This window comes from Neoroseomonas lacus (assembly GCF_014644535.1).
Classification (GTDB): domain Bacteria; phylum Pseudomonadota; class Alphaproteobacteria; order Acetobacterales; family Acetobacteraceae; genus Neoroseomonas; species Neoroseomonas lacus.
This window is the reverse complement of sequence record NZ_BMKW01000010.1, coordinates 181941-205943: the sequence shown is the minus strand read 5'-3', so window position 1 is coordinate 205943 and position 24003 is coordinate 181941. Positions and strand designations below refer to the sequence as shown.

General features: G+C 69.8%; 24 protein-coding genes. 12 read left to right on the top strand and 12 right to left on the bottom strand.

Annotated elements, in window-relative coordinates; genetic code table 11:
- Positions 1–59 precede the first annotated feature (59 nt).
- Genes IEY36_RS20295 through IEY36_RS20280 form a run of 4 tightly spaced genes read right to left on the bottom strand, consistent with a single transcriptional unit; the run spans position 60 to position 1510 of the window.
- A complete protein-coding gene (locus tag IEY36_RS20295; RefSeq protein WP_188970153.1) occupies positions 60–419 on the bottom strand; it encodes a DUF2155 domain-containing protein in 360 nt (119 codons plus the stop codon).
- Positions 416–634: a hypothetical protein gene (locus IEY36_RS20290; RefSeq protein ID WP_188970151.1), complete on the bottom strand. Its 219-nt coding sequence runs from the start codon at positions 632–634 to the stop codon at positions 416–418. Before IEY36_RS20290 ends, IEY36_RS20295 begins: the two co-directional genes overlap by 4 nt.
- Entirely contained in the window at positions 631–1137 is a 507-nt protein-coding gene (gene mlaD, locus IEY36_RS20285) for an outer membrane lipid asymmetry maintenance protein MlaD (protein ID WP_188970149.1), read from the bottom strand. Before mlaD ends, IEY36_RS20290 begins: the two co-directional genes overlap by 4 nt.
- A gap of 19 nt (positions 1138–1156) precedes the next feature.
- A complete protein-coding gene (locus tag IEY36_RS20280) occupies positions 1157–1510 on the bottom strand; it encodes an NADH-ubiquinone oxidoreductase subunit NDUFA12 family protein (RefSeq protein WP_188970147.1) in 354 nt (117 codons plus the stop codon).
- 175 nt (positions 1511–1685) lie between these two features.
- On the opposite strand from IEY36_RS20280, the gene IEY36_RS20275 reads away from it, so the two are divergent.
- The 9 genes from IEY36_RS20275 (at position 1686) to IEY36_RS20235 (ending at position 11540) form a co-directional block, all read left to right on the top strand.
- Positions 1686–3185 carry a TSCPD domain-containing protein gene (locus IEY36_RS20275; RefSeq protein WP_229681450.1) on the top strand — a complete coding sequence of 500 codons (1500 nt, stop codon included), beginning with the start codon at positions 1686–1688 and terminating at the stop codon, positions 3183–3185.
- 42 nt (positions 3186–3227) lie between these two features.
- Complete coding sequence (locus tag IEY36_RS20270; protein WP_188970143.1) at positions 3228–3692, top strand: RidA family protein; 465 nt, start codon at positions 3228–3230, stop codon at positions 3690–3692.
- A gap of 315 nt (positions 3693–4007) precedes the next feature.
- A complete protein-coding gene (locus IEY36_RS20265) occupies positions 4008–4298 on the top strand; it encodes a hypothetical protein (protein ID WP_188970141.1) in 291 nt (96 codons plus the stop codon).
- 107 nt (positions 4299–4405) lie between these two features.
- On the top strand, positions 4406–5569 hold the full coding sequence (locus IEY36_RS20260; RefSeq protein WP_188970139.1) for a GNAT family N-acetyltransferase: 1164 nt from the start codon (positions 4406–4408) through the stop codon (positions 5567–5569).
- 98 nt (positions 5570–5667) lie between these two features.
- Positions 5668–6546 (top strand): DMT family transporter, encoded by an 879-nt coding sequence (locus IEY36_RS20255; protein WP_188970137.1) that lies wholly within the window; start codon positions 5668–5670, stop codon positions 6544–6546.
- On the top strand, positions 6543–8549 hold the full coding sequence (locus IEY36_RS20250) for a DNA/RNA helicase domain-containing protein (protein ID WP_188970135.1): 2007 nt from the start codon (positions 6543–6545) through the stop codon (positions 8547–8549). The genes IEY36_RS20255 and IEY36_RS20250 overlap by 4 nt, the downstream gene beginning before the upstream one ends.
- Positions 8550–8557: 8 nt before the next feature.
- Positions 8558–9427, top strand: a complete 870-nt coding sequence (locus tag IEY36_RS20245; RefSeq protein ID WP_188970133.1) for an endonuclease/exonuclease/phosphatase family protein — start codon at positions 8558–8560, stop codon at positions 9425–9427.
- Positions 9427–10662 carry an MFS transporter gene (locus IEY36_RS20240; protein ID WP_188970131.1) on the top strand — a complete coding sequence of 412 codons (1236 nt, stop codon included), beginning with the start codon at positions 9427–9429 and terminating at the stop codon, positions 10660–10662. The genes IEY36_RS20245 and IEY36_RS20240 overlap by 1 nt, the downstream gene beginning before the upstream one ends.
- The gene (locus IEY36_RS20235; RefSeq protein WP_308423190.1) at positions 10659–11540 is read left to right on the top strand and encodes a polyphosphate kinase 2 family protein; all 882 of its coding nucleotides are present in this window, start codon (positions 10659–10661) and stop codon (positions 11538–11540) included. Before IEY36_RS20240 ends, IEY36_RS20235 begins: the two co-directional genes overlap by 4 nt.
- Before the next feature lie 184 nt (positions 11541–11724).
- Here IEY36_RS20235 and IEY36_RS20230 read toward each other — a convergent pair whose 3' ends face one another.
- The 5 genes from IEY36_RS20230 to IEY36_RS20210 all read right to left on the bottom strand — a co-directional run bounded on the left by IEY36_RS20230 (position 11725) and on the right by IEY36_RS20210 (position 16821).
- Complete coding sequence (locus IEY36_RS20230) at positions 11725–12057, bottom strand: carboxymuconolactone decarboxylase family protein (RefSeq protein ID WP_373290339.1); 333 nt, start codon at positions 12055–12057, stop codon at positions 11725–11727.
- A gap of 47 nt (positions 12058–12104) precedes the next feature.
- Entirely contained in the window at positions 12105–12728 is a 624-nt protein-coding gene (gene pncA / locus IEY36_RS20225) for a bifunctional nicotinamidase/pyrazinamidase (protein WP_188970128.1), read from the bottom strand.
- Between the two features lie 278 nt (positions 12729–13006).
- Positions 13007–15364, bottom strand: coding sequence for an ATP-dependent Clp protease ATP-binding subunit ClpA (gene clpA, locus IEY36_RS20220; protein ID WP_188970126.1), 2358 nt, complete (start codon positions 15362–15364; stop codon positions 13007–13009).
- Positions 15365–15472: 108 nt separating this feature from the next.
- A complete protein-coding gene (clpS, locus tag IEY36_RS20215) occupies positions 15473–15814 on the bottom strand; it encodes an ATP-dependent Clp protease adapter ClpS (protein ID WP_188970123.1) in 342 nt (113 codons plus the stop codon).
- 380 nt (positions 15815–16194) lie between these two features.
- The gene (locus tag IEY36_RS20210; protein ID WP_188970121.1) at positions 16195–16821 is read right to left on the bottom strand and encodes a phasin family protein; all 627 of its coding nucleotides are present in this window, start codon (positions 16819–16821) and stop codon (positions 16195–16197) included.
- 236 nt (positions 16822–17057) lie between these two features.
- On the opposite strand from IEY36_RS20210, the gene IEY36_RS20205 reads away from it, so the two are divergent.
- Positions 17058–18254: a D-alanyl-D-alanine carboxypeptidase family protein gene (locus IEY36_RS20205; protein ID WP_188970119.1), complete on the top strand. Its 1197-nt coding sequence runs from the start codon at positions 17058–17060 to the stop codon at positions 18252–18254.
- A gap of 188 nt (positions 18255–18442) precedes the next feature.
- On the opposite strand, the gene IEY36_RS20200 is transcribed toward IEY36_RS20205, so the two are convergent.
- On the bottom strand, positions 18443–19348 hold the full coding sequence (locus tag IEY36_RS20200; protein ID WP_229681449.1) for a polysaccharide deacetylase family protein: 906 nt from the start codon (positions 19346–19348) through the stop codon (positions 18443–18445).
- Positions 19341–20213 carry a UTP--glucose-1-phosphate uridylyltransferase GalU gene (galU, locus tag IEY36_RS20195; RefSeq protein WP_188970117.1) on the bottom strand — a complete coding sequence of 291 codons (873 nt, stop codon included), beginning with the start codon at positions 20211–20213 and terminating at the stop codon, positions 19341–19343. The genes IEY36_RS20200 and galU overlap by 8 nt, the downstream gene beginning before the upstream one ends.
- A 150-nt stretch (positions 20214–20363) precedes the next feature.
- Here galU and IEY36_RS20190 point away from each other — a divergent pair, with 150 nt between their 5' ends.
- Positions 20364–21575 (top strand): MFS transporter, encoded by a 1212-nt coding sequence (locus tag IEY36_RS20190; RefSeq protein WP_188970115.1) that lies wholly within the window; start codon positions 20364–20366, stop codon positions 21573–21575.
- A gap of 6 nt (positions 21576–21581) precedes the next feature.
- On the opposite strand, the gene IEY36_RS20185 is transcribed toward IEY36_RS20190, so the two are convergent.
- Positions 21582–22097, bottom strand: a complete 516-nt coding sequence (locus IEY36_RS20185; protein WP_188970113.1) for a hypothetical protein — start codon at positions 22095–22097, stop codon at positions 21582–21584.
- 205 nt (positions 22098–22302) lie between these two features.
- Between IEY36_RS20185 and IEY36_RS20180 the strand changes: the two genes are divergently transcribed.
- Positions 22303–23901 carry a peptide chain release factor 3 gene (locus tag IEY36_RS20180; protein WP_456307052.1) on the top strand — a complete coding sequence of 533 codons (1599 nt, stop codon included), beginning with the start codon at positions 22303–22305 and terminating at the stop codon, positions 23899–23901.
- Positions 23902–24003: the final 102 nt, after the last annotated feature.

Below are 24003 nucleotides of genomic sequence, written 5' to 3'. Positions count from 1 at the left end.
TCGGAGAGGGACAAAGCCCTTCTCCGCTTCCGTCCGCCGCGAAAGCCCAACCCCAGCCCCTACCGGCACTCCAGCACGCGAATGTCGTAGACCGGATGTTCCAGCATGTGCACGCCCGGCGAATTGGCGAACATCCAGCCGGTGAAGGCCGGCGCGCTGCCGGCCGCGGCGCGGCTGTCGGTGATCTGCATCCAAGCCGCCGCGTCGGGCACTTCCTCCGGCGCGCGGCCCTGGCAGGCGCGCAGGTTGATGGTGAGCGAGCCGAACGCCACCGACCCGCCGACCGGCGCTTCCAGGATGGTGACGCGCGCGGTCACCTTGTCCAGCGCCTGCAGCCTGGCGCTGCGCATCGGCACCCATTCCTGCGCCGAGGCCGGCAGCGCGAGGAACAGCCCGGCGAGCACCGCGAGCCACTTCATGCGCGACGCTTCGGGCTGTCGAGCCCCGCCACCAGCTCGGCCAGGATGCGGCGCATCGCGGCCTCGTCCACGCCCATCAGCACGGCATCCTCGAAGATGTCCTGCAAGGCTTGGCGCGCCTCCTCGTGGTTCTCAGCGAGCACCTTGAGCTTCTCGCGGCAGGAAATCGGCGCGCCGTCCGCACCGGGCCAGGTGCCGGGAGCCGTCGTGGTCATCGCGGGGCGGGCGCCGGCGCGGGGGCCGGCTGGTCGCCGCCGCGCTGCTGGTTCATCTCCGTCACGCTGAAGATGAAGCGGCCGAGCAGGCTTTCCAGGCTGACCGCGCTCTGGGTGATGGTGATCTGGCCGCCATCGCGCAGGAACTGCTCCGCCCCACCGGGCACCAGCGCGATGTACTTGCCGCCGAGCAGGCCCTCGCTCTGGATCTCGGCCGAGGTGTCGGTCGGCAGGCGCAGCGACGAATCGACGTTCAGCGTCAGCACCGCGAGGAAGGTCGCGGGGTCGATGCGCTGCGCCGTCACCTGCCCCACCTTGACCCCGGCGACGCGGATATCCGCCCCGGGGGCGAGGCCATCGATGCGGTCGAACCGCGCTGTCAGGGTCAACCCGCCGGTTGCCAGTGCCCTTCCACTGCCGGTGATGGCATAGGCCAGGAAGGCGATGGCCACGACCAGCACCACGGCACCGGTCAGGATTTCGGCAAGGCTGCGCTTCTGCATGGGAATGGGATGTCGGGGCTCAGCGCCCCGGTGTCCAGGCCTCATAGTCGCCGGCGACCTGCGGGCGGCCGGGCGCGGCCATGCCGGGCGGGTGCCAGGCTTCGGCGCTGCCGGTCAGATTCGGCAGATGCGGCTTCTGCCACGGCTTGCGCGGGGCGTTCATATCCATCGGCGAATCGGTGGTGTGATGCAGCCAGCCCCACCATTCCGGCGGCACGGTGGTCGGGTCCGGCGCGCCGGCATAGGTGATGCGGCGCATCGGGCGGCCATAGGTGTCGCGCCGGCTGCGCGCCATCCAATAGGTGTTGCCGGTACTGTCCTGGCCAATGCGGCGGCTGGTCAGGCGAATGAACAGGCTGTCGAACAGGGCCATGCGGCACGTCCCTCGGGCAGGCGGTAAGCCCCCCTGATGCCACAGCGCGCGGTCGGGCGCAAAGATGGCGCAGAGATCATCCTATCCACAGGATATTGGGGGTCCGAGGCAAAAAGGACACAAGATGCGGCTTCCACCCCGCGCCAACCGCGCATAGCATCAGGCCATGGCAGGCATGATCGGCACTCTGTGGGATGGTGTGGCCCTTCGGCGGGAGCGCTGCGGCGCCGAGCCCGACGCGCCACCGCGCCCCATCGCTCTCCCCGCATCCTGGGATGACGGCGGCGCCGAGGCGCTGGCGGCCCTGGCCCCCGGCTCCGGTCCGGTGGTTTTCCCCACCCTGGCTGAAGGCTGGATCCGCCGCGTCACCATGCGCGGCCGCCGGCTCGGCCTGCTCGACAGCCCGGAGGAGGCCGACGACCTCGCCGCCGCGCTGCGCGCCCTGCTGCTGGCCCGCCGCGGCGCGCCCGGCATCGAGGTATGGCGTGAGCGCAAGGATGAGGCGCGCTTCGTGCTCAACCTGCCGGCCTTCCTCGACGCCGCTGGCGGCTTCGATGCCGATGCCTATGCGGCGGCCGTGGCCCTGGGTGTGCGGGTGCTCGACATTCTCGGCCAGGGCCGGGCGCCGCGGCTGCGGGTGGGCTTCGCCGACCTCGCCGGCCTGCTCGCCGCCTTCCGACTGCCTTACGACAGCGCCGAGGCGCGCGCCGTCGCCGCCGCCATCGCCGCCCTGACCCGTGGTGCCGCCGAGGCGCAATCCGGCCGCCTCGCCGAGCGCCATGGCGCGCTGCACCCGGTCGCGTTGATCTGGCCGGAGCCGCCAGCCGAGACGGCCATCCCCGGCCTTGCCGCCGCCGCCCGCGCCGCGCTCGATGCCGCCGCCGCCTCGCCCGGCCTGCGTCATCATGGCTGCGTGGCGCTCGCCCCGGCCGATGCGGTGGAAGCCCTGCTCGGCGCCGAGACCGCCGGCTTCGCCCCCGCCTATGGGGCGGTGCGCCCGTCGCGCGACGGGGAGGGTCGGATGCTGCTGCTGCCGACCCGCGCGGCGCTGCGGGCCGGCGATGTCGCCGCCGGCCTGCTCGCCCCGCCGACGCCCGAATCGCGCGCGGCGATGGAAGCCGCCGTGCTGCCCTTCCTCGACGCCGCCCCGCCGGCCGCCCCGGCCATGCCGGCCACCCCGCAGGCGCCGCGCCGCAGCGCGCCGCGCCCGGTCTCGGCGCCGGCCGCCCGCACCTGGCGCATCACCATCGAAGGCGCGCGCATCGCCCTGCGCGCCGCCGAGGACGACCAGGGCCGGCTGCGCGAAATCGCCTTCAGCCTGCCGCGCGAGAGCATCGCCAGCCGTGCCCTGCATGAGGCGGTGGCCCAGGCGGTTTCGCTCGGCCTCGGCCACGGCGTGCCGCTCGATGCCTTCGTCGATGCCTACGCCTATGCGCCCGGCACTGGCGGGATGGTGGAAGGCGACCCGGCGATCCGCCGCGCCACCTCGGTGCTCGACTGGGCCTTCCGCCGGCTGGCGCTGGATTACCTCGGCCGCGCCGACCTGCCCGACCCGGCCGCCGAGGAAGTCCCGCCGCCCGCCCAGGCCCAGGCGAGCCAGCCGCCGCTGCTGCCGCTCGACCTGCCGGCGCAGCACGCCCCACGACGTGGCCGGGCCTTGCGCCACGCCGCCTGACCGCGTCATCTCCCGCCTGGTTTTCTGAAGGACAACAGACCCATGGCCGGACGTATCGAACAGCGCCTCGCGGAACTCGGCATCACCCTGCCGACGCCGGCGGCGCCGATCGCTAATTACCTCCCCTTCACCATGGCCGGCTCGCTGCTGGTGGTCTCGGGCCAGATCCCGCTGCGCGACGGCAAGGTGGCCTACACGGGCAAGCTCAGCGAGGAGGTCAGCATCGAGGACGGCGTCGCCGCCGCGCGGCTCTGCTTCATCAACGTGATGGCGCAGGTGAAGGCGGCGACCGGCGATCTCGACCGGGTGAAGCGGATCCTGCGCCTCGGCGGCTTCATCGCCGCGCCGGGCAGCTTCACCCAGCATGCGGCCGTGATGAACGGCGCCTCGGACCTCGCGGTCGAGGTGTTCGGTGATGCCGGCCGGCATGCCCGTTCGACGATCGGCGTGCCCTCCCTGCCGGCGGATGCCGCGGTCGAGGTCGAAGGCATGTTCGACATCGCCTGAACCGCCTGGGGCGGCGGCTCGCCGTTGCCGCCCCGGGACAGGTTGGCCTGGCCCCATCGGCGATGGATGGCAGCGACGGGCTTGCCCATGGGGTCCGGCGGCATCATGCGCCGCCCGGCGCGCCGTCACGCAACAGCGTCTGGATCATTCCGCACGATGCAACCGAAGGCTGTTGCCGGGCTTCGTCCCGTGATGCGCGGTGGCAGTGACCTGTGGTTCGGTTGCAGCGAAGCGCGATCACCTCACTTAAACTGATTGCAAATGAACCTCACATAATGGTGAAATAAACCTAGGATTGTGCAAGGGGCCCGGCACATGTCGGATATTGGTTACTGGAACAATCGGGACCATCGATCGGAGCAGCGGCGTAGCCTGCCGCCAGACGAGCGCTGGGCTATCGCGCTCGGCCTCGTGGCCTTGATGATCGGCTTCGGCGCCATGGCCGGCGGCGCGTATCTCGGCCTGGGCATCTCGACGCGGCTGATCGCCCTGCCGGGTGGCCTGCCGGCGACGCCCTCGGAGACGGTGGCCATCATCGTGGCCAGTTGCGGCGCCATCACCACGCTGCTTGGCATCATCAGCCTCTACAAGGCGCATGATGCCTGATGCGGGCCGTGTCCGGCGCTCGCCGGGCGGCACCTCGGGGCACTAGGCCCGCCGGGCCGAGACGCCGGGTCCTTGCGCCCAGCCGTGGCTGCGCGACATTGGGGGCGATGGCCGACGGACCCGCCCCGCTTTCGCTCTCCCTGCATCGGCGCATCGCCGATATCCCCGCACCCGAGTGGGATGCCTGCGCGGGGGATGACAACCCTTTCGTCAGCCATGCCTTCCTGGCGGCGCTGGAAGATAGCGGCAGCGCTGTACCCGAACGCGGCTGGCTGCCCCAGCATGCGGCCTTGCACGACGAAGCTGGCACCCTGCTCGCCTGCGCGCCCTGCTACGCCAAATCGCACTCCCAGGGTGAATACGTCTTCGACCACAGTTGGGCCGATGCGCTGGAACGCGCTGGCGGGCGTTACTATCCGAAATTGCAGGTCTGCGTACCGTTCTCCCCGGTGCCTGGCCCGCGACTGCTGGTCCGCCCCGGCGCCGAGGTGCCGCCCGGCGCTCTGGCCCAGGCGCTGACCCAGGGCTGCCAGGCGGTCGGCGCCTCCTCCGTCCACGCCACCTTCTGCACCGCCGATGACTGGACCGCCCTCGGCGATGCCGGCTGGCTGCAACGCCTCGGCACCCAGTTCCACTGGACCAATCCGGGCTATGGCTGCTTTGACGACTTCTTGGGCGCGCTGGCCTCGCGCAAGCGCAAGGTGCTCAAGCGCGAACGGCGCGAGGTGCAAGCCAGCGGCCTGACGTTGCTCACCCTGCGCGGCGCCGAGATCACGCAACGCCATTGGGACGCCTTCCACCGCTTCTATCGCAGCACCACCGACAAGAAGTGGGGCCGCAGCGCCTACCTGACCAAACGCTTCTGGCCGATGCTGGGCGACCGGCTCGGCGACGCCGTGGTGCTGATGATGGCCGAGCGCGACGGGGAACTCGTCGCCGGCGCGCTGAACCTGGTCGGCCGCGACGCGCTCTATGGCCGCAACTGGGGCGCGACGGTCGACGTGCCCTTCCTGCATTTCGAGCTGTGCTACTATATGGCCATGGACTTCGCGATCGCGCACCACATCGGCCGCGTCGAGGCCGGTGCGCAGGGCGAGCACAAGATCCAGCGCGGCTACCTGCCGGTGCCGACCTATTCGGCGCATTGGATCGCCCATCCCGGCCTGTCCGGTGCGGTGGCGGAATTCCTCGAACGCGAACGCCCCGCCATGATGCGGGAGATGGAGGCGCTGGCCACCCTCTCGCCATTCAAGAAAGACGGCGAAGCATGAGCCGCCCGGCCGTCGGCGAGCCCGACCTGCCTGGCGCCTGGGGCGATACATGGTGGGGCTGATGGCGGGTGCCGCCGGCCTACGATAGGCTGCCGCCTGTGCGCCTCGCTTACCTGCAACTCGCCCTGTCGATGGCGCTGGTCGGCGCCAATGTCGCGGTGGCGAAGGTGCTCGCCGACGTCTTGCCCATTGCCATGATCGCCTTCCTACGCTGCGTGCTGGCGATGGCCGTGCTGTGGCCGCTGGCGCGCTGGCTGGACGGGCCGGTGCGCGTGCCGTCGGCGGTGCTGCGCAACCTTGCTCTTCAGGCGGTATTCGGCACCGCGATCTACAATGCCGGGCTGCTCGCCGGACTGCGCCTGACCACGGCGCTCGAAGGTGGGCTGGTGCTGGCGAGCTTGCCGGCGGCGGTCGCCATCGGTGGCGCGGTCTTCCTGCGCGAGCGTCTGCCGCCGCGCCAATGGGCGGCCGTCGCCCTGGCCGCCTTCGGCATGGCCGCGATCACCCTGGCGCGCACGGCCGGTGGTGCGGGCGGCTCGCCGCTCGGCAACCTGCTAGTCTTCGGCGGCGTGCTGGGCGAGGCCTCCTACGTGCTGCTGGCGCGCCGCATCGCCGGCCGCGTGCCGGTGATCACCGCGAGCCTCTGGATGCAAGCCTTCTCGGCCTTGGTGCTCGCCCCCTTCGCCCTGCCCGACATCGGTGCGGTGACGGTGCTGGCCGCCCCCTCCATCGCGGCGCTGCTGGTGTTCCATTCCCTGACGGCGAGCGTGCTGTGCCTGCTGCTCTGGTATGCCGGGCTGAAGCGCGTGCCGGCCGGGATGGCGGGCATCTTCACCGCCTTCCTGCCCGGCACCGCGGCGCTGGTGGCGGTGACGGGGCTGGGCGAGGCCTTCACCATCACCCATGCCGCCGGCTTTCTGCTGATGATGGGCAGCGTGGCGGTGGCGACCTGGCCGCGACGGACAGGCGCGCCATGAAGGCATGGCTGTCGCTCTCGGTCGCGGCATTCGCAGCGCTGTCGGCGCGCGACGTGGCGGCGCGGCTCGCCTATGCCCAGGCGTCGCGCCACGCCACGCTCGAACTGGCGCAGCGCCACGCCTGGGAAGCCGAGGCCGCGCTGCTCCATGTCGCCCTGCGCGAGGCCGACCCTTCCTGGCGCGTGCTGTTCGAATGCGACCTGCTGCGGCTGGAGAAGCGCGCGGATGTGGTGGTCGTGACCGATCGCGCCATCCTGGTGCTCGAATTCAAGCACGGCGCCCGCGCCTTCGAAGCGCAGGACCTTCGCCAGGCGGAGGATTACGCGCTCGACCTGCACGACTTCCACGCCGGCAGCCGCGCCCATCCCGTGGTGCCGATCCTCGTCGCAACCGAAGCACCACCGGCGCGCTTTGATCCGCCGCTGATCTGGCATGGCGTGACCCCCGTGCTACGTGGCAATGGCGCGCAGCTCGGAACGCTGATCGCGGCCGTGCAGGCCGGCATCGGTGTGCCCGCCAAACCGCTCGACCCGACCGCCTGGGAGAGCGGGCCCTATCGCCCGGTGCCGACGGTGCTGGAAGCCGCGACCTTGCTCTACCGCCGCAACTCGGTCGCCGAGATCGCCGCCGCGCGTGCCGATGCGCCGAACCTGACGCGCACCGCCGCTGCCATCGAACGCGCGATCGCCCGTGCCCAGGCCGAAGGCGTGCATCTGGTCGTCTTCGTCACCGGTATTCCCGGCGCGGGCAAGACGCTGTGCGGGCTGAACGTGGTGTTCGGGGCGCTGCGCTCGCACGGCGCGGCCTTCCTGTCGGGCAATGTCCCGCTGGTCACCGTGCTGCGCGAAGCGCTGGCGCGCGATGCCGCGCCATCCGGCGGCCGTACCCTGCAGGCCGCGCGACGCCAGGCGCAGACCGCCTTGCAGAACGTGCATCGCTTCCTCGAACAATACGTCATCCACGCCGAGCACATCCCCGAAGCCCGTGTCATCGTCTTCGATGAAGCGCAACGCGCTTGGGACGAAGCGCAGGCGACGCGCGACACGCAACGTCGCGTCAGCCACCTGACGATGAGCGAGCCGGCGCATGCCTTGCAGATCATGGGCCGGCACGCAGGCTGGTCGGTCATCATCGCCCTGATCGGCGGCGGGCAGGAGATCAACACAGGCGAGGCGGGCCTCGCCGAATGGGGGCGCGTCATCGCCGCCGACCCGCGCTGGCGCGCCATCGCCGCGCCGCGCACCATTACAGGCGCCGACCCGGCGCAGCGCCTCGCCGACGGCGCGCGCGATTGGATCGCCCTCGATCCTGACCTCGACTTGACGCTGCCGATGCGCAGCGTCCGCGAGGCCGCCGGCAGCCCCTGGGTGGATGCCGTGCTGCGCGGCGCGGCAACCGAAGCCGCCGCCATCGCCACCGAGGCCGGCGGCGTGCCCTTTCTGCTCACGCGCGACCTCGACGCGATGCGTCACGGCTTGCGCCGCTTCGGCCGAGGCCTGCGCCGCGCCGGCTTGGTCGCTTCCGCCGGGGCGCGCCGGCTGCGCGCCGATGGCCTCGGCGTCCAGGTCCCCGAGGTCGCCGATTGGTTCCTCAACCGCTGGCCCGACATCCGGTCGTCGGAGGCGCTCGAGACCTTCGCGACGGAATATGATTGCCAGGGGCTGGAACTGGATGTCGTCGGCCTCGCCTGGGGCGGCGACCTGGTGCGCGCCACTGAGGGCTGGCGCCCGCGCCGCTTCGCCGGTCACCGCTGGTTCCAGGTGCGCGGTGCGGAGGAACGCCGCTTCATCCTCAACACCTACCGCGTGCTGCTCACCCGGGCGCGCTACGAAACGGTGCTCTGGGTGCCGCGCGGCAGTCTTGCCGGGGAGGCCTTCCACGACGCCACCCGCGACGCCGCCGAACTGGACGCCATCGCGGATTTCCTCCTCGCCTGCGGTACCCAGCCGCTTGAGGCCTTGCCACCCGTCCCCGCGCACGTCGAAATCGCGCGGCTCCTGTGAAGGCCACCATGCGCCCCCTGCTGATCGCCCTGCTGACTCTCCTCGCCATTCCCGCGATGGCGAATGAGCTCAAGCTCGCCACCTGGAACATCGCCTGGCTGACCACCAAGCCGGCCGGCCATCCCGACTTGCCGCGCAACCTGCGGCCGCGCTCGAACGACGATTTTACTCGCCTGCGCGCCTATGCCGACCGCCTCGCCGCTGATGTCGTCGCCGTGCAGGAAGTCGATGGCCCGTTGGCTGCCGCCCGTGTCTTCGATGCGACGCGCTACGACTTCCACTTCCCCGCCGAGTCCGACACGCAACGCGCGGGCTTCGCCTGGCGGCGCGGCCTCACCGTCACGCGCAACCTGGACCTGATGGCGCTTGACCTCGCGCCGACCGCGCGCTTCTCGCTGCGCCGCGGTGCCGATATCACCGTGCGCGACGGCGACATGCCGCCGATCCGCCTGCTCTCCGTCCATCTCGATGGCGGCTGCGCCTGGGACCCGATCCGCCAGCCGAATTCGCGCGACTGTCAGAACATCGGCCGCCAGGCGGCGATCCTGCAGGACTGGATCGCGGCACGCCGGGCCGAGGGCATCGCCTTCGCCATCCTCGGCGACTTCAACCGGCGTATGGAACGCAATGACGAGTTCATCGCGCTGCTGGGCGAAGCTGCGCCGCTGACCCGCGTGACGCAGGGCTTCGCCAATCCCTGCCAGGCGCGCGAGGGCGGCGCGCGGCCCTTCATCGACCACATTCTGCTCGGCGGCCCGGCGCGCGACTGGGTGGTGCGCGACAGCTTCCGCGTCCTCGTCTACAACGAACGCGACGCGGCAGTCCGCGAACGCCTCTCCGACCATTGCCCGGTCAGCATCCGGATCGACCCGCGCTGATGTCCGGCACGCCAGGTTTCGCGCGCATCACCCTGCCGCTCGCCGCGATCAATTTCCTCAACCAGGGTAACCGCGCGCTGGTGGCGACGATCGGCCCGCTGCTCGCCATCGAATTCGGCCTCTCGGCCTCCGAACTCGGCTTGCTCGCCGCCTGCTTCTTCGCCGCCTACGCCGTGGCGCAATTGCCGATCGGCGTCGCGCTCGACCTGCATGGCCCGCGCAAGGTGCAATCCACGCTCGCCCTCGTCGCCGCCATAGGCTTCGCGGTCAGCGCGGCCGCACCCGGCGTCTGGGCGCTCGCGGTCGGACGCATCATCTGCGGCTTCGGCCTCGGCGCCGGGCTGATGGCGATGCTCAAGGCCAATACCCAATGGTACCCGAAGCACCGCGTCGCGGCGGTGACCGGGGCGGGGCTGTTCCTCGCCGGCATGGGCGGCATGTCGGCGACGGTGCCGGTGCAATGGGCGCTGCCGCTGCTCGGCTGGCGCGGCATCTTCACGCTGCTGGCCGTGCTGTCCGTCGCGGTCTCGCTGTGGATCCGCTTCGTGGTGCCGGACCGCCCGCCGGGCGCGGTGGTGCCGCAGCGCCGTTCTCTGCTGCGCGAGATCGGTGAATTCGGCCGCATCTTCAGCGACCGCGGCTTCCTGCGCTTCCTGCCGGCGGTGATGGTGCTCTCGGCGCTGAACTTCACCTTCCAGGGCCTCTGGGCCGGGCCGTGGCTGCGCGATGTCGGCGGGCTCGATGCCGGGCCGCGCTCGGTCGCCCTGCTGATCTACGCAACCGGCCTGGTGACCGGCAGCCTGGCGACCGGCCACGCCGCCTCCTTCGCGCAGTCGCGCGGCTTCTCGCCGATGTTCGTCCCCTATCTCGGCATCGCCGGCGTGCTGGTGGCGCAACTCGCGCTGATCCTTGCACCACCGGGCTTCTGGCCGGTGGCGGGGGTGTGGTTCCTGTTCTCCTTCTGCGGGTCGGTGGGCGTGGCGGGCTATGCCGCGATGGGGCAGGGTTTCCCGCCGGAACTGCAGGGCCGCGTCGCCACCGCCATCAACTTCGCGATGCTGGTGCTGGTCTTCATCCTGCAGACCGGCATCGGCGCGATCCTCGACCTCTGGCCGGGCCTGCCGGGCGGCGGATGGAACCCGGCCGGCTACGCGGCGGCGCTCTCGGTGACATTCCTGTTGCAGGCAGGCACCGCGCTGTGGATCGTGCTGGCACCGAGGGGGAAGACCGCATGATGGACAAAAGCGTCGCGAAGATCCTGGACTGCTTCTGCGTCACCTCGGGCAAGAATTTCCGCCTGAAGAAACTCGACCCCGCCGACACGGCGGGCCTGGACGTCGAAAAGGACCATGCGGCGGACCTGCTGCAACAGGGCGTCGAGCGCCTGTCGGAGTTGCAAGACATGCTTTACGCGCAGGACCGCTGGTCGGTGCTGTGCATCTTCCAGGCGATGGATGCGGCGGGCAAGGACGGCGCCATCAAGCACGTCTTCTCCGGCGTCAATCCGCAGGGCTGCCAGGTGCATTCCTACAAGGCACCGAACGCGATGGAACTTGACCACGACTTCCTGTGGCGCCATTCCACGGCGCTGCCCGAACGCGGCCGCATCGGCATCCACAACCGCTCCTGGTACGAGGAAGTGCTCGTGGTGCGCGTGCACCCCGACTATCTCGGCGGCGGCAAGCTGCCGCAGCGCCTCGTCGGCAAGCGAATCTGGGATGAGCGGCTCGAGGATATCGCTGCCTATGAACGCTACCTCGCGCGCCAGGGCACGGTGGTGCTGAAGTTCTTCCTCAACGTCAGCAAGAGCGAGCAGAAGCGCCGCTTCCTCTCGCGCATCGAGGAGCCTGAGAAGAACTGGAAATTCTCCGCCGCCGACGTCGCCGAGCGCGCCCATTGGGACGACTACATGGATGCCTATGAGGAGGCGATCCGCGGCACCGCCGCCAGGCATGCGCCATGGTACGTGGTGCCGGCGGACAACAAGTGGTTCACCCGCCTCGCAGTGGTGGCGGCGATCGTGCGGGCGCTGGAAGGGCTCGACCTGCACTATCCGAAAGTGACGAAGGAACAGAAGGCGACGCTGGAGGTGGCGCGCAAAGCGCTGGTCTGACGGCGCCACTCGCGGCAAGCGCCTCGGCGATCGTCGCGCGCGCCTGCACCAATGCGTCCCGCGGCGGCGGAGAGCAGAACGCGCCAGTGCATCGCAGCCTCCCGTCAATGATGACGGGCCATGGCTGCGACGCATCAGCCCGGCTGCCCCCCCACAAGCTTTCACACCGGGCCGATGTCGCGCCTCAAGCCTCGTTCGCCCGATCCAGCGCATGCAGCGCATAAGTAAATGCTGCCCCGGCATTCAGTGCGATCGCCACGCCCAGCGCCTCGGCGATTTCCTCCTTCGTCGCGCCGAGGGCCATCGCCTTGCGCACATGCGCGTCCATGCAGCCTTCGCATTTCGTCGTGATGGCAACCCCGAGCGCGATGAATTCCCGCGTCTTCGCATCAAGGTGTTTGGTCTGCGCCGCGCCGTTGTTCAGGGCCACGAACCCCTTCACGATGTCCGGGTGCAGCTGACCCAGTTCCTTGCCGCGTTCCCGCAATGCCGCGGAATATCCCTTCCAGTCCTTGATCGCGCTCATGCCGGCGTCCCCTTTGCCCGCGGCGCCGGATCGCGCCGTCAGGTGGGCAGGATATCCGCCAGACGCGCACGCCGCACCCCCGCGGCCGCCATCTCATCCCAGGCCCGCGCCAGGCTGCCGTCGAGGTCGATGGCGCGGCAGGCATCCTCGATGACAGTCACGTCGAAGCCGAAACGCCGCGCATCCAGCGCCGTCCAGGCCACGCAGAAATCCGTCGCCAGGCCGCAGACATGCACCTCGGTGATGCCGCGCGAGGTCAGCCAGCCATCCAGTCCCGTGCGCGTCACGCGATCGGCCTCCAGAAAGGCGGAATAGGAATCGACCGCCCGATGCACGCCCTTGCGCAGGATGAGCTGCGCATGCGGTACGTCGAGCGCGGGATGCAATGCCGCGCCGTCGCCACCCGCGACGCAATGGTCGGGCCACAGCACCTGCGGGCCGTAATGCATCTGCTTCGTCGCGAACACCGCGTGGCCATCATGCTGCGACGCGAAGGAGCTGTGGTCGGCCGGATGCCAATCCTGCGTCAGCACGACCTGGCGGTATTGCGGGGCGAGGGCATTGATCAGCGGGACGACCTCGTCGCCGCCGGGGACGGCGAGCGCACCGCCGGGGCAGAAGTCGCGCTGGACATCAACGATGAGCAGGGCCGGGTCAGGCATGGTGTGCTGTCCGCTTGGGTGAAGAAGGCCGGAGGGGCGCCGCCCCTCCGAACCACCCCGCAAAAGGGCAGGGCCCTTTTGAATGCCATCTTTTGGCATCGTGCGCAGTTGTCGCAATGGCCGCCGTGGCGCACCACCAGACGCACTGCGTCGGCGCCAATTCTAAGGTGCCGAGAGGCCTTTAGGTTGATGGGCTCCCATTGGCGTTGCTTCGCAACGCCAATGGGTACCTGTCGCGGGGTAAGGTTTGGGGGGGCAGAGACCCTCTCCAACGTCCCCTACCCGACCTGCTCCGGCTCCCGCTCCGCGTCGCCTTCGCCTTCCTCCGGCTTCGGCAGGGCAGGCGGCGCGGCCTCGACGATGTCGAACACCAGCGCCCCGTCCTTCAGCCCCACCTTCACCGCGCCGCCCTTGGCGAGCTTGCCGAACAGCAGCTCCTCCGCCAGCGGCTTCTTGACGAATTCCTGGATGACGCGGGCCAGCGGCCGCGCGCCATACAGGGGTTCGTAGCCCCGTTCCGCCAACCATTCCTTGGCGGCCGAGGAGAGTTCGATCGTCACGTTGCGGTCGGCAAGCTGTGCCTCGAGCTGCATGACGAACTTCTCGACGACGCGACCGACGATCTCGGCCGTGAGGCCCGAGAAACTGACAATGGCATCGAGCCGGTTGCGGAATTCCGGCGTGAACAGGCGCTTGATCGCCTCCTCATCCTCGCCGATGCGCGTCTCCCGCTCGAAGCCGATGGTCGGCTTCGCCATGTCCGACGCACCCGCATTCGTCGTCATGATCAGGATGACGTTGCGGAAATCCACGATCTTGCCGTTGTGGTCGGTCAGCTTCCCGTGGTCCATCACCTGCAGCAGGATGTTGTAGAGATCCTGATGCGCCTTCTCGATCTCATCGAGCAGCAGCACCGCATGCGGATGCTGGTCGACGGCATCGGTCAGCAACCCGCCCTGGTCGAAGCCGACATAACCCGGCGGCGCGCCGATCAGGCGCGAGACGGAATGCCGCTCCATGTATTCCGACATGTCGAAGCGGATCAGCTCGATGCCGAGGGTCTTGGCGAGTTGCTTCGCCACCTCGGTCTTGCCGACGCCGGTCGGGCCACTGAACAGGTAGTTGCCGATCGGCTTCTCCGCATCGCGCAGCCCGGCGCGTGACAGCTTGATCGCAGCGGACAGCGCCTCGATCGCCTTGTCCTGGCCGAACACCATCGACTTCAGGTCGCGGTCGAGGTTGCGCAGCGTCTCGCGGTCATCGGTCGAAACCGACTTCGGCGGAATGCGCGCGATCTTCGCCACGATGTCCTCGACATCCTTCAGCGTGACCGTCTTCCGCCGCTTGCCTTCCGGCAGCAGCATCCGCGACGCGCCGACCTCGTCGATCACGTCGATCGCCTTGTCCGGCAACTTGCGGTCGTGGATGTACTTCGCACTCAACTCGACCGCGGCGCGAATCGCCTCCGGCGTGTAGCGCACCTTGTGATGCTTCTCGTAGTTGGTCTTGAGCCCCTGCAGGATCTTCACCGCATCCTCGAGCGTCGGCTCATTGACGTCGATCTTCTGGAAGCGCCGGACCAGCGCCCGGTCCTTCTCGAAGTAGTTGCGGTATTCCTTGTAGGTGGTCGACCCGATGCAGCGTAGCGTGCCCTGCGCCAGCGCCGGCTTCAGCAGGTTCGACGCATCCATCGCGCCGCCGGAGGTCGCCCCCGCGCCGATCACGGTATGGATCTCGTCGATGAACAGGATGGATCCGGGCTGGTTCTCCAGCTCGTTGACCACCGCCTTCAGCCGTTCCTCGAAATCGCCGCGATACCGCGTGCCGGCCAGCAGCGAGCCCATGTCGAGCGCGAAGATGGTCGACTTCAGCAGCACCTCGGGCACGTCGCCCTCGACGATGCGCTTGGCCAGCCCCTCGGCTATCGCCGTCTTGCCGACCCCCGGGTCACCCACATAGAGCGGGTTGTTCTTGGTGCGCCGGCACAGGATCTGGATGGTGCGCTCGATCTCCGAGTCGCGCCCGATCAGCGGGTCGATCTTGCCCGCCTGCGCCTTCTTGTTGAGGTTGACGCAGTAGTTGGACAGCGCGTCCTGGCCACGGCCGCCGCGCGGCTTCTCCTCCTTCTCCTGGTTCTCCTCGGAGGAGGGGCCGGAGGACGTGGTCGGCTGCCCCTGCACCGGGCGCGGCTGCGACCGGCCAGGCGCCTTGGCGATGCCGTGGCTGATGAAGTTCACCGCGTCGAGCCGCGTCATGTCCTGCAACTGCAGGAAGTACACGGCATGCGATTCGCGTTCGCTGAACAGCGCGACCAGCACATTGGCGCCGCTCACCTCGTCCCGTCCGCTGGACTGGACATGGATCGCGGCGCGCTGGACCACGCGCTGGAAGCCGGCGGTCGGCTTCGGGTCGCCGCCGCGCTCGGTCACCAGCCCGGCGAGATCCTTGTCGAGGAACTCGGTCAGGTCGCGCTTCAGGCGGTCGAGGTCGACGCCGCAGGCGCGCAGCACGGTGGCCGCGTCCTGGTCGTCGCCCAACGCCAACAGCAGGTGTTCAAGCGTTGCGTATTCGTGTCGCCGTTCACTGGCCAGCGCCAGTGCCCGGTGGAGCGTCTGCTCGAGGTTGCGGGACAGCATATCGGTGACGCTCCCCTGTCGATGGTGCCTCGCCCTCCTTGGGAACGAACGGCACCTGGCATCAAGTCGTTAAATGGGATTCCCCTCGGGGTTCTGCGACCCCTTCCCCTATTCCTTCTCGATCGTGCACTGCAGAGGGTGCTGGTTCTGCCGCGCCAGGTCCATCACCTGTGTCACCTTGGTCTCGGCAACCTCATAGGTGAAGACCCCGCAGACCCCGACTCCACGGCGGTGCACATGCAGCATGATGCGCGTCGCCTCCTCGCGGTTCTTCTGAAAAAAGCGCTCGAGCACATGAACGACGAATTCCATCGGCGTGTAGTCGTCGTTCAGCATCAGCACCTTGTACATCGCGGGCTTTTTGGTGCGCGGACGCGCCTTGACGACGACGCCGGTCTGCGACCCGTCATTGCCCTGTCCGTTACCCGTGCGCTTGTCCGGATCGCTCATGGCTGCAGAAGTGGTTTCCCTAGGCGGTTTCGGCAACGGCCCCCCGCCGCCGCATGGCGGCAACGGGCCTCACCGCATCGCGGCACTGGTCCGAGCCGCTCGGCGGCAACAGTCCCGCCCCAGGCAGGATATCGGAGCGCGTGCCGTGAGGTGAAGGGGCGTCCGCATCCGTGATGCAGATTGTCCACCGTCATCTCATGACGTCCCCCTAAAATGACGCCCCGGGAGGCGGTCATCCGGCCGAATGAACGGCGAAAGGCCCGGCCCGGTGCCCACTCCGCCTGAGCGGAATGGGTCCGGATGCCGGGCCCTTCATGTGGCCGCCCCGCCCTGGGAGGGGAGGGGGTAGTGCAGGCGGGGGCGGCCGTAGTCCCGTCGGTTCAGGCCGCGAGCGGCTTGGACATCTTCTCCATGGCGACCGTCATGCGGGCGCTGAGCGGCGCCACGGCCTGCTCGGCCAGCTTGAAGACGGCTTCCTGCATCTTGGCGGATTCGGCGACGGCCTTCTCGAGCGCGGCCTTCGCGTACTTCGCCTGGATCTCGGCGGCCTCGTTCAGGCTCTTCACGGCGGACAGCGCCTTCGCACCTTCCAGCGTGTGGTCCGTCATGCCCTGGGCCAGCGCCATCGCCTGGCGGGCCAGCTCCTGCGAGCCGGTCGCCCAGGTCTGCGCGAACTTGGTGAAGGCCTCGACATTGCCGCGGCTGAACTCGCCAGCTTCCTCGGCGGCCTTCATGAAGCCTTCGGCACCCTTGGTCATCTGTTCCATGCCCTTCTCCATCGCCACGCGGGCCTTCGCCGCGCCATCGGTCACGATCTTCTGCGCCTGGGCAGCGCCCTCGGCGGCAATCTTCTTCACGTCGGTCTTGATTTCAGCAGTCTTCGTGTCAGCCATGTTCTCATCCCTTTCTAGGTCGGTAGCCGGTTCTTGCTCGGTTACCGGAGCCGCCAAGGCCCCGGGCCGCTTACCTGACCCGGCTGCCCGGGTCGTTTTGCTGCGCTGCAACATGGCTGTCGTTTAGGCGGTCTGCCGCTCGATACGCAAGCAGTTTTTTGCAGTGCACCATGGCCTATTTTTTGGGCATCGGGCCGCAGCGGTAACGAAATACCGTAAGAAGATATTGTAAACCCTTGCGAGCAAACGAACTCCTCGCGATTTCAGGTGGACGCTGGCAGATGCGCTGGTTATCTTCCCTGACATCAGCCCACCGCGTCCCGCACGCGGCGGACCCAGGGGGATCCCGTATGACGTCATCGAGCGCTCTGTCGCGCCCGACCAACGCCCTGTGGCGGGGCCTGCTGGCCCTGTCCGCGGGCCTCGCCCTGTGGCTGACCGCCGGCCCCGCCGCGGCACAGATCGGCAGTGACCGCTACTCGGCCATGGTCGTCGACGCGCGCAACGGCACCGTCCTCATCGCCGCCAGCCCGGATGAGCCGCGCTACCCCGCCTCGCTCACCAAGATGATGACGCTCTACATGCTGTTCGAGGCCTTGCGCGAAGGCCGCGTCCAGCTCACCACGCCGATCCGCATGAGCGAGGAAGCTGCCTCCCGCCCGCCCTCGAAGCTCGGCCTGCGCCCCGGCATGACGCTGACGGCCGAACAGGCGATCTATGCCCTGGTTACCAAGAGCGCCAACGACGTCGCCTCCGCCGTCGGCGAACATCTCGGCGGCAGCGAGGACCGCTTCGCCCAGATGATGACGCTCCGCGCCCGCGCGATCGGCATGACGCGCACCACCTTCCGCAACGCCTCCGGCCTGCCCGACCCCGAGAACGTCACCACCGCGCGCGACATGGCTACCCTCGGCCTGCGCCTGATCCGCGACTTCCCCGACCGCTACCACTATTTCGGCACCGTGCAGTTCGCCTGGGGCCGGCAGATGATCCGCAACCACAACCGCATGGTCGGCAACTACGACGGCGCCGACGGCCTGAAGACCGGCTACATCCGCGACTCCGGCTTCAACATCGTCACCTCCGCCCAGCGCGACGGCGTCCGCCTGGTGGGCGTGACCATGGGCGGCAGTTCCTGGGTCGAACGCGACCGCCACATGGGCGCGCTGCTCGACCAAGGCTTCGCCCAAGTCGGCGTCGCGCCGCGCGCGCCATCCGCCCTGATGGCCGGCGGCGTCGTCGGCGCCGCACACGCCGCCAGCCGCGTGCCGGACCGCCGCGCCGCCGCCGCCCGCCACGCCACCACCGCGCGCGTCGGCCCCGGGCGCGGCACGACCGCCGCCGCGGCGGCGACGCGGGCCGTCACCCCACGCCGCACCGTCGCGGCACCCAGGCGCAGCCCGGCGTCAACGACGGTCCAGCGCAGCTCGGCGCGCGGCGCCGCACCGGTCGAACAGGGCAGTCGCTCGACCTCCTCGCTCGGCACCAGGAGCAGCAGCCTGCCAGCACCCGTGCGCCGCGGGGGCGTCGTCCAGGCGCAACGCTGAGAAGTCGAGGGGCGCCGCCCCTCGAGCACCTCGCCAGGAAGCGAAGGTTACTGGACCTTCGCCCGATTTCTGCGAAATCGACGACCCGCGCCGCGTGGTGCCAAGGCGGCGACTGCGGACCGCCTGAAACCCGGCGTCCGAGGAGCGGGAACGCCGATACCAGCGGTCGCCCGTGACGAGCGCCGGCTTCAGCCGAAGCGCGTCAGCCAATGGCGCGCGATGTCCGCCCGCGTCGCCACCCAGGCCGCATCCCCGGCACCCGCGATGTGCGCCAGGATCTGCTCCAGCCCCGCGATGCGCGCCGGCCGGCCGATCGTGCGCAGATGCAGCCCGATCGATATCATCCGCCCACCCTCCCGCACCAGCCGGTCGAAAGCGGCGATGCAGTAGCGCGAGAAATCCTCGGCAAACACGAAGCCCTGGCCGGGGCGGAAGCGCATGTCGTTGGTGTCGAACGCATAAGGCAGGATGACATGTGGCCGCCCGCCCGCCCCCGGCACCAGGCGCGGGATGTCGTCGTCATAGGCGTCGCTGTCATACAGGAAGCCGCCTTCCTCGATCAGCAGCCGCCGCGTGTTCACCGAAGGCGCCGATTTGGTGTGCCAGCCGACCGGCCGCGTGCCGGCGGCATCGGCCAACGCCGCGACGGTCCGCGCAATCACCGCGCGTTCCTGCGCCTCATCCATGCCGGCATGGGCTTCCCACCGCCAGCCATGGGCGCTCACCTCATGGCCGCGCGCGGCGGGCTCGGCGGCCAGCACCGGCGTCGCCGCCACCGCCCGCCCGCAGGAATTGAACGTCGCCTTCATGCCATGCGTGTCGAGGGCATCGAGCACCCGCCACAGTCCGACGCGCGAGCCATAGGCGAAATGCGTCTCCATGCAGCTGTCCGGCAGGCCGGGCACGAGCACGGCATTCTCGGGGTTGGCCTCGTTGCGCTCATCGCCGCTGGTGACGGAAAACTCTGCCCCCTCCTCGACATTGACAACGAAGGAGACCGCCACCCGCGCCCCACCCGGCCAAGCGGCCGCTGGCGGGTTGCGCCCGTAGCCGGCGAGGTCGCGCCCCGCCGGCGGCATGCCGCCTTCAGCCATAGGTCTTGAGGATCGTCCGCATGGCCGGTGCGAGGTCCGGCCGCTTCAGCGCGAAGGCGACCTGCGCTTCCAGATACCCCGCCTTGTCGCCGCAATCGAACCGCTTGCCCTCATACCGCAACCCATGGAAGGGCTGGGTGCCGATCAGCTTGGCCATCGCGTCGGTCAACTGCACCTCGCCGCCCGCGCCCTTCTCCAGCCGGGCGAGGAAGGCCATCACCTCGGGCATCAGCACGTAGCGGCCGATCACGGTCAGGTTGGACGGCGCCTCCTCGACCGGCGGCTTCTCCACCAGCCCCTTCACCGAGACCAGCCGCCCCTTGTCCTCGGCGATATCCAGCACGCCATAGCGGTTGACCCGCTCCATCGGCACTTCCTCGATGGCGACGACGTTGCCTTGGGTCTCCTTGTAGGCGGCGGCGAGCTGCGCCGTGCAGGAGACGTCGCACATCATCAGGTCGTCGGGCAGCAGGATGGCGAAGGGGTCGTCGCCCACAAAGGCGCGCGCGCACCAGATGGCGTGGCCAAGGCCCATCGGCACCTGCTGGCGCACCGTCACGATCGAGCCCGGCGTCATCGCCTGGGCGCGCAGCGCGTCCAGCTCGGCGGTCTTGTTTCGGTCGGCGAGGGTGCGTTCGAGTTCGTAGGCCACGTCGAAATGCTCGACGATCGCGGTCTTGCCGCGGCCTGTGATGAAGCAGAACTGCTCGATCCCCGCCGCGCGGGCTTCCTCGACCGCGTACTGGATCAGCGGCTTGTCAACGACCGGCAGCATTTCCTTCGCCATCGCCTTGGTGGCGGGCAGGAAGCGGGTGCCGAGACCGGCGACGGGCAGGACGGCTTTCTTGAGCGGCTTCAGGGGCACGGTGGTGGAATCCTCGATCCAGTCAGCGATTATTGTAGCAAACCATGTCACCGGAAGGCGAATGTGGCGGTGCGATGCCAACGCAACGGGCGGAAGGCGCGCCGGTTGCGTGGCGTGGCAAAGGAGCCGGACCCAACCGGAGCCACCGCCATGACCCTGCCCAACCCCCTGAACCGCCTGACCGCGGCCGCCCTCGGCCTGCATGGGGCGGACCAGCTGGCCATGGCCGCCCTGCCGTTGACCGCGGTGCTCGCCCTCGGCGCCGGGCCAGGGCTGGTCGGCGCCCTGCTGGCGGCGCAGGCGGCGGCCTGGCTCGCCTTCTCCCTCCCGGCGGGGTTGCTGGTGGACCGCCTGGCGCGCACCGGGCTGCTGCGCGCGGCGACCCTCATCGCGGCGGCGGGCATCGCCGGCGCGGTGCCGGCGGCGCTGGCCGGCTGGACCGTCCCTCTGGGGGTTGCGACCTTCATCGCCGCCTGCGGCACCGTGCTCTTCGTGCTGACGGCTGGCAGCCTGGTGCCCGAACTCGCCCCGCGCGACAGGTTGGCCGCCGCGAACGGACGGCTCGAACTGGCACGCGCGACGGCAAGCCTCGCCGCGCCACCGTTGGCCGGCCTGCTCGCGGCCTGGGGTGCGCCGGTTGCCGCCTACGGCTTGGCGGGGCCGGCGGCACTACTCGCCTTCATCGCCGCGCGCTGCCTGCCGCGCCGCCCCGCGCCGGTCGTCACCGCCCGCCCCGCCATCCGCGCGCAACTTGCCGAAGGCGCCCGCTTCGTCCTGCACCAGCCGCTGCTGCGCGGCATCTTCGGCTGCGCCCTGGCCTGGAATTTCGCCTTCTTCGCTCTGCTGGCGGCGGTGGTGCCCTTCGCGCTCGGGCCGCTCGGGCTGGACCCGGCGCGGCTTGGCCTCGCGCAGGCGGGCTATGGCGCGGGGATGATCCTGGGCGCTGCGCTCGCGGCGCGGATCCAGGCGCGGTTCGGGCCGAATGCCGTGCTGCTGGCCGGGCCGGGACTGTCTCTCGCGACGCCGGCGCTGCTGCTGGCGGCGCCGTCCGGCAGCGTGGTACTGCCGTTCCTCGCCCTATTCCTGGTCGGCTTCGGCCCGATGATGTGGCTGATCTGCCAGACCGGCATCCGCCAGATCGTGACGCCGCCGGCGATGCTCGGCCGCGTCGGCGCGGTGCTGCAGGTGGCGATCTATGGGGTGCGGCCGATCGGCGCGCTGGCCGGCGGTGCCCTGGCGGCGGCGCAGGGACCGGCCGCCGGCATCTGGCTGGCGGCGGCCGGTTTCGCCGCCTCCGCCCTGGTCGTGCTGGTATCCGACCTGGCGCGGCTGCGGCGCCTGCCCGCCGCCGCGCCGGCCTGAGCGCGGCTACTTCCCGCCGCGCGTTCCGCGCCCGCGGCCCGGCCCGTCACTGGGGTCGGAATCGGTCAGGCCGGAAGGCGGCCGCCCGCGCCCGCGGCCCGGCCCGTCATTTGGGTCCGAATCGGTCACGCCCGATGGCGGCCGCCCGCGCCCACGCCCGGGCCCGTCATTCGGGTCGGAATCGGTGACGCCCGACGACGGCCGCCCACGCCCACGCCCGGGCCCGTCATTGGGGTCGGAATCGGTGACGCCTGAAGGCGGCCGCCCGCGCCCGCGCCCCGGCCCGTCATTGGGGTCGGAATCCGTGACGCCGGAGGATTGCCGCCCGCGCCCACGCCCGGGCCCATCATTCGGGTCGTTGTCGGTCACGCCGCTGCGCCCTCGGCCCGGCTGATCGTTCGGGTCGTTGTCGCTGCGGCCGGACTGCGCCGCGGCCGGGGTGGCGATCGCCGCCGCGCCGGCAACTGGCGCATTCAGCATCAGCAGGCGGCGGCTGAGCCCCTTCATGGGCTTCTTGTTCATGGGACGGGTCTCTCCTGGCTGGCTATGTGGCTGGCTGGGCGATTGTCGTGTCAGTTCAGGGCTCGCCCATGCAACGACGGCGAGAATGCCCTTATGATGTCGCTACATGGGTGTGGACAAGACGCCGCCTGATTGCATTCCCGTCATGAGTCTTGCGGGCTGGCGGATGCCGCGCCGCAGCACTAGGTTCCGCCTCACCATGGACATGCCCCTTTCCGCGGATGGCCGCGTGGCCGCCGAAGCCGCGCGGCGCCGCTCCTTCGCCATCATCGCCCACCCCGACGCCGGCAAGACGACGCTGACGGAGAAGCTGCTGCTCAAGGGCGGCGCCATCCAGCTCGCCGGCCAGGTGCGCGCCAAGGGCAATGCCCGGCGCACCCGCTCCGACTGGATGAAGATTGAACAGGAACGCGGCATCTCGGTCGCCACCTCGGTGATGACCTTCGAGAAGGACGGCACCGTCTTCAACCTGCTCGACACGCCGGGCCACGAGGATTTCTCCGAGGATACCTACCGCACGCTGACCGCCGTCGACGCCGCGGTGATGGTGCTCGACGCCGCCAAGGGCATCGAGAGCCAGACCCGCAAGCTGTTCGAGGTCTGCCGCCTGCGCGACATCCCGATCATCACCTTCGTCAACAAGATGGATCGCGAGGGCCGCGACCCCTTCGACCTGCTGGACGAGATCGAGAAGACGCTGGCGCTGGAAGCCGCCCCCGTCGCGTGGCCGGTGGGGCAGGGGGCCGACCTCCGCGGGGTCTACGACATCCTCCATCCCTCCCTGCGCATGGTGGATTCCGACGAGGTCATCCCGCTGACTGGCCTCGATGACCCGGTGATCGATGCGCGCGTGCCCGGCGACCGCGTGGCGACGCTGCGCGAACAGGCGGCCCTCGCCGCCGGCGCCTGCGCCGAGTTCAACATCGACAAGTTCCTCGAAGGCTCGCTGACGCCGGTGTTCTTCGGGTCCGCGCTGCGCGACTTCGGCGTCGCTCACCTGCTCGAAGGGCTCGCCCGCTTCGCCCCGCCGCCGCGCCCACGCCCCGCCGATGGCCGCTTGGTCCGGCCGGAAGAACCCAAGCTGTCCGGCTTCGTCTTCAAGATCCAGGCGAACATGGACCCGCAGCATCGCGACCGCGTCGCCTTTCTGCGCATCTGTTCGGGCCGGCTGGAGAAGGGCATGCGCCTGCGTCAGGTCCGCACCGGCAAGCTGGTGCCGGTCAACGCGCCCTTGTTCTTCTTCGCCAAGGACCGCCAGGTGGCGGAAGAAGCCTGGCCGGGCGACGTGGTCGGCATCGCGACCCATGGCGGCATCCGCATCGGCGACACGCTGACGGAAAACGAGGCCATCAACTTCCAGGGCGTCCCCTCCTTCGCCCCCGAGCACATCCGCCGCGTCCGCCTCGACGACCCGATGCTGGCGAAAAAGTTGCGCAAGGCGCTCGACGAACTCGCCGATGAAGGCGTGGTGCAGCTGTTCCGCCCGCTCGACGGCTCGCAGCCGATCGTCGGCGTGGTCGGGCTGTTGCAGCTCGATGTGCTGCAATCCCGCCTGCGCGCCGAATATGGCGTTCCGGCGTCGTTCGAGGCCGCGCCCTGGAACCAGATGCGCTGGATGGCGAGCGAGGACCGCGACGCCATCGCCCGCTTCGCCGCCGCCAACCGCATGGACATGGCCGAGGACCACGACGACGAACAGGTCGCCTTCTTCACCTCCGACTGGCGCCGCAAGCGGGCGGAGGAGGAATTCCCGCTGATCCGCTTCCTGCCGGTGCGCGAACAGCACGGGTTGGCGCCGGCCTGATACAGGCCGCCCTGTCTAATGGCCGTTGGGTGGCAAGAATGGAGGGGCTCTGCCCCTCCAAACCACCCCGCCAAATGATAGTATCATTTGGAAAGCCAACTT